Origin of the sequence: Microcoleus sp. OTE_8_concoct_300, from assembly GCF_031383065.1 — a bacterium.
Taxonomy (GTDB): Bacteria; Cyanobacteriota; Cyanobacteriia; order Cyanobacteriales; family Microcoleaceae; genus Microcoleus.
This window is the reverse complement of the sequence record NZ_JANMZH010000516.1, coordinates 1-3,546: the sequence shown is the minus strand read 5'-3', so window position 1 is coordinate 3,546 and position 3,546 is coordinate 1. Positions and strand designations below refer to the sequence as shown.

Here is a 3,546-nt window from a genome sequence, read left to right as displayed (position 1 = left end):
AGTTACTGCTAGGGAAATTGCCCAATATTTGACTGATTGTCGCGTGCCGATTTTTATTCTCAATGCTTGCAAGTCGGGACAAGCTGGGGAAGAAGCCTTTTCTTCCGTCGCGGGACAGTTGGTGAAGTTGGGCGCGAAAGGCGTTGTCGCAATGGCTTATTCCGTCTATGCAACAGCCGCCAAACACTTCATGGCACGGCTGTACGGGGAATTGGTGCGGGGACAAGACATCGCCTCTGCGGTGGCTGCGGGGCGCAAATCTATGTCCATAGACAAACAGCGCCCCTGTCGCACTCCCAAAGGGCTTTTACCGCTGCAAGATTGGCTGGTGCCGGTGCTGTATCAGCAGAAACCTTGCACCCCTTTTCGGCCGAAAGCTGCGACTCCCAGTTTTGCAGATTTGATGGCGGAAGATGACACAGAGGCTACGCTGGCGGTAAATTTGCCAGAAGTTAGCGCCTATGGGTTTATTGGGCGAGATTACGATACTTGGTGCTTAGAAAGAGCTTTTCGCCAAAATCATGTCGTGCTGTTGCAGGGGATGGGCGGCGTTGGGAAAACTGAGTTAGCCGGAGGGTTTGCGCGGTGGTTGGCTGATACTCAGGGGCGCACGGGAGGCGTTTTCTTCACTTCTTTTGAACGCGGTGCGGGGTTGAGTCAGGTAGTCAATCAAATTGGCCGGGCGCGGTACGGCGAAAAATTCGCATCAGCCACGGCGGAAAAACAGCAGGAGGTGGTGCGAAAATATTTGCAAACTAATCCTTGTTTGCTGATTTGGGATAATTTTGAATCGGTGAATGGGTTTCCGCAGGGGAATCCGCCGCTTGTACCCGCTGCGGAAAGAGAAAGCTTGAAGCAGTTTCTCAAACAGTTGCGCGGGGGACAATCTTGGGTGCTGATTACCAGTCGGCGCGAGGAAAATTGGTTGGATTGCGGTTACGCGCTGCGGGAGTTAAAGGGATTGGTGCAGCCGGATGCTATGGAGTTGGCGGCGCAGATTCTGCTGGAAGCGGGGGTTGACAGGGCGAAATTGCCTGGAGAATATCTGGAGTTGCTGAAACTGTTGGGCGGACATCCGCTGTCGCTGAGGGTGGTGTTGCGGCATTTGAAGACGCAGACTCCGGTGCAGTTGATTGAGGCGCTGCGGAGAGGATTGGATACTTTCCAGGGTGCAGAGGAGGAAGGGAGAGAGAAATCTCTAACGGTGTCGCTGGATTATTCGTTTGCGAAGTTATCGGAACGGGCGCGACAGCATTTGCCGTTTTTAGGGCTATTTTGCGATCGAGTTGATGCACATTGGCTTGATAATTTTTCAGCAAATCCTGATAGTGATTGGGGACAAGCATATCGGGCGGTGTTTGCGGAAAATTTGCAGGAATCGGATTGGATTGGACTTTTGAATGAAGCGACTGCCGCCGGAATTTTGGAACATTTGGGGGAAACTATTTATAAAATTCACCCGGCATTGCCTTGGTATTTGCGACAACAGTTAGACAAAATGGGTTCGCAGGAGGTAATCAGTACCCTGGAAAAAAAGTTGCTGGTTTTCTACGCAGCATTGGCGAATATGTACAGTGAGCAACTCATCAGCAATGCGGAATATGCAAGCTTTATGCTGCGAGTGCAAGAACCGAATTTATTGCAACAGTTGTGGCTGGCAGAACAGCAGCAGGATTGGGCTGAAGCTCAAGCAATTCTGCAAGCTTTGGGAGAGGTGTATCAGCGGTGGGGGCGCAAACCGGAATTTAAGTCCCTGCGAGAACGGGCGCTCAACCAAATCGGCTTCCACTTGGCAGAAGCAAAGCCAAAGGGTAAAGATGCTTTTGATTTCTGGACATATCTGCGGGGAGTGGATGCGAATGAAGCTGTTAATAGTGCTGATTTGCAAACAGCAAGAGCAGTTTATCAAGAAATTCTCGATGAACTTGTAGCTTTAAATGACTCCTCAGTCAATGACAAGATTGCTACTGCTTATCACAATCTGGGAGTAGTAGCCCAAGCGCAACGGCGCTTTGAGGAGGCGATCTATTTTTGCAACAAAGCTCTCCAAATTAGAGAAGAGGCGGGGGATTTTTACTCCGCTGCTGCTACATATTGCAATCTGGGAAGAGTAGCCGAAGAGCGACGGCGTTTTGACGATGCGATTGATTTTTACAACAAAGCTCTCCAAATTTATAAAGATGCAGGGGATTTTTACTCCGCTGCTAGGGAGTATCATCATTTGGGAACAGTTGCCCAAGAGCAGGGGCGCTTGGAGGAGGCGATCGCTTTTTATAATAAAGCTCTCAAAATTTTTGAAGATGCGGGGGATTCTCACAGCGCTGCTAAGGAATATCACCAACTGGGAATGGTAGCCAAAGAGCAAGGGCGCTTTGAGGAGGCGATCGGTTTTTACAAGACAGCTCTCCAAATTAAAGAAGATAAGGAGGATTTTTACTCCGCTGCTAGGGACTATCACAATCTGGGAATAGTAGCCGAAGAGCAAGAGTGCTTTGACGATGCTGTTGCCTATTTCCAAAAAGCATTTGAAGCTACAAGTGCAGCGAAGGGTTGGCGTCAAGCTTCCGCAATTCTAACTGCATGGGGCGAAACTCTGGAAGCCCAATCAAATTGGACTGAAGCTGAGAAAATTTACATTCGCGCCTTAGCCATTGACATCGAGCATAATTCAGAATTAGTTGACTCGGATCTCAAAAATTTAGGGCGGGTGCTCAAGCAGTTGGGAGACAGTCAGTTTCAGGTAATTTGGCGAGAGTTTACGGGTGATGAGTGTCCCCGAGACTGCTTTTCAGCTATTCAGAAAGCCAGTTCGATCGACCCTAATTAAATACACATAATTCCTTTAGGGGCGGGTTCACCAACAATATTAGCCCCCGATCGATCGTCTCATAAACCCGCCCCCACCCAACGGTAAACCGCATTCCTGTAGGGGCGGGTTCACCAACAATATTAGCCTCAGATCGATCGTCTCATAAACCCGCCCCCACCCAACGGTAAACCGCCATCTACCTCTTTCAAAATACAAGAGGCGAGGATAGCCAAGATCGATCGCACAAATCCGAGATTCATTAAATCACTAACCGACCGAGAGATCAGGTACCTTGAAATTGAAGGTTGGGCGGGGGGCGGGTTTTTGAGATTGTCAATTATTGCCGGATATTGTTGGTGAACCCGCCCCTACAGAAATTGCGTGCGATCGGACACGATCTTAGATCGTGTCCGATCGGGTATTACTGCTATAATCATTACAATCAAAATTGTTTAACTAACTTACCCGCCATTAAAAATATGGAACCGATACTAACTGCCGCCGAAATGGATGAAAAGCGGCTGATGTTGCAAGATTACGCTCCCGCCCAAGAAGCCTTGGCTATGCTGGAAAAACACAACGGCAGACTTGAGACGTGTTTTGATGAATTGTGGGTTGAAAACCACAATCTTGAATCCTTTGCACAGCCAAGAAGCGGAAAATCCCTATGGCAAGTCACGCTGAAAACTCTCCGCGCTGAGCTCTGCGGCAATGATGGCTTGCGCGCCCAATTCAAA

The 3,546-nt window shown here is 49.1% G+C and carries 1 protein-coding gene and 1 pseudogene; both read left to right on the top strand.

Going from position 1 to position 3,546, the window contains the following annotated elements; translation table 11 throughout:
- A partial coding sequence (locus tag ACUVJL_RS23925) for a tetratricopeptide repeat protein (protein ID WP_445248118.1) occupies positions 1-2,827 on the top strand: 2,827 nt, incomplete at its 5' end.
- 461 nt (positions 2,828-3,288) lie between these two features.
- Positions 3,289-3,546 (top strand): annotated as a pseudogene (locus tag ACUVJL_RS23920) (hypothetical protein); the annotation flags it as partial.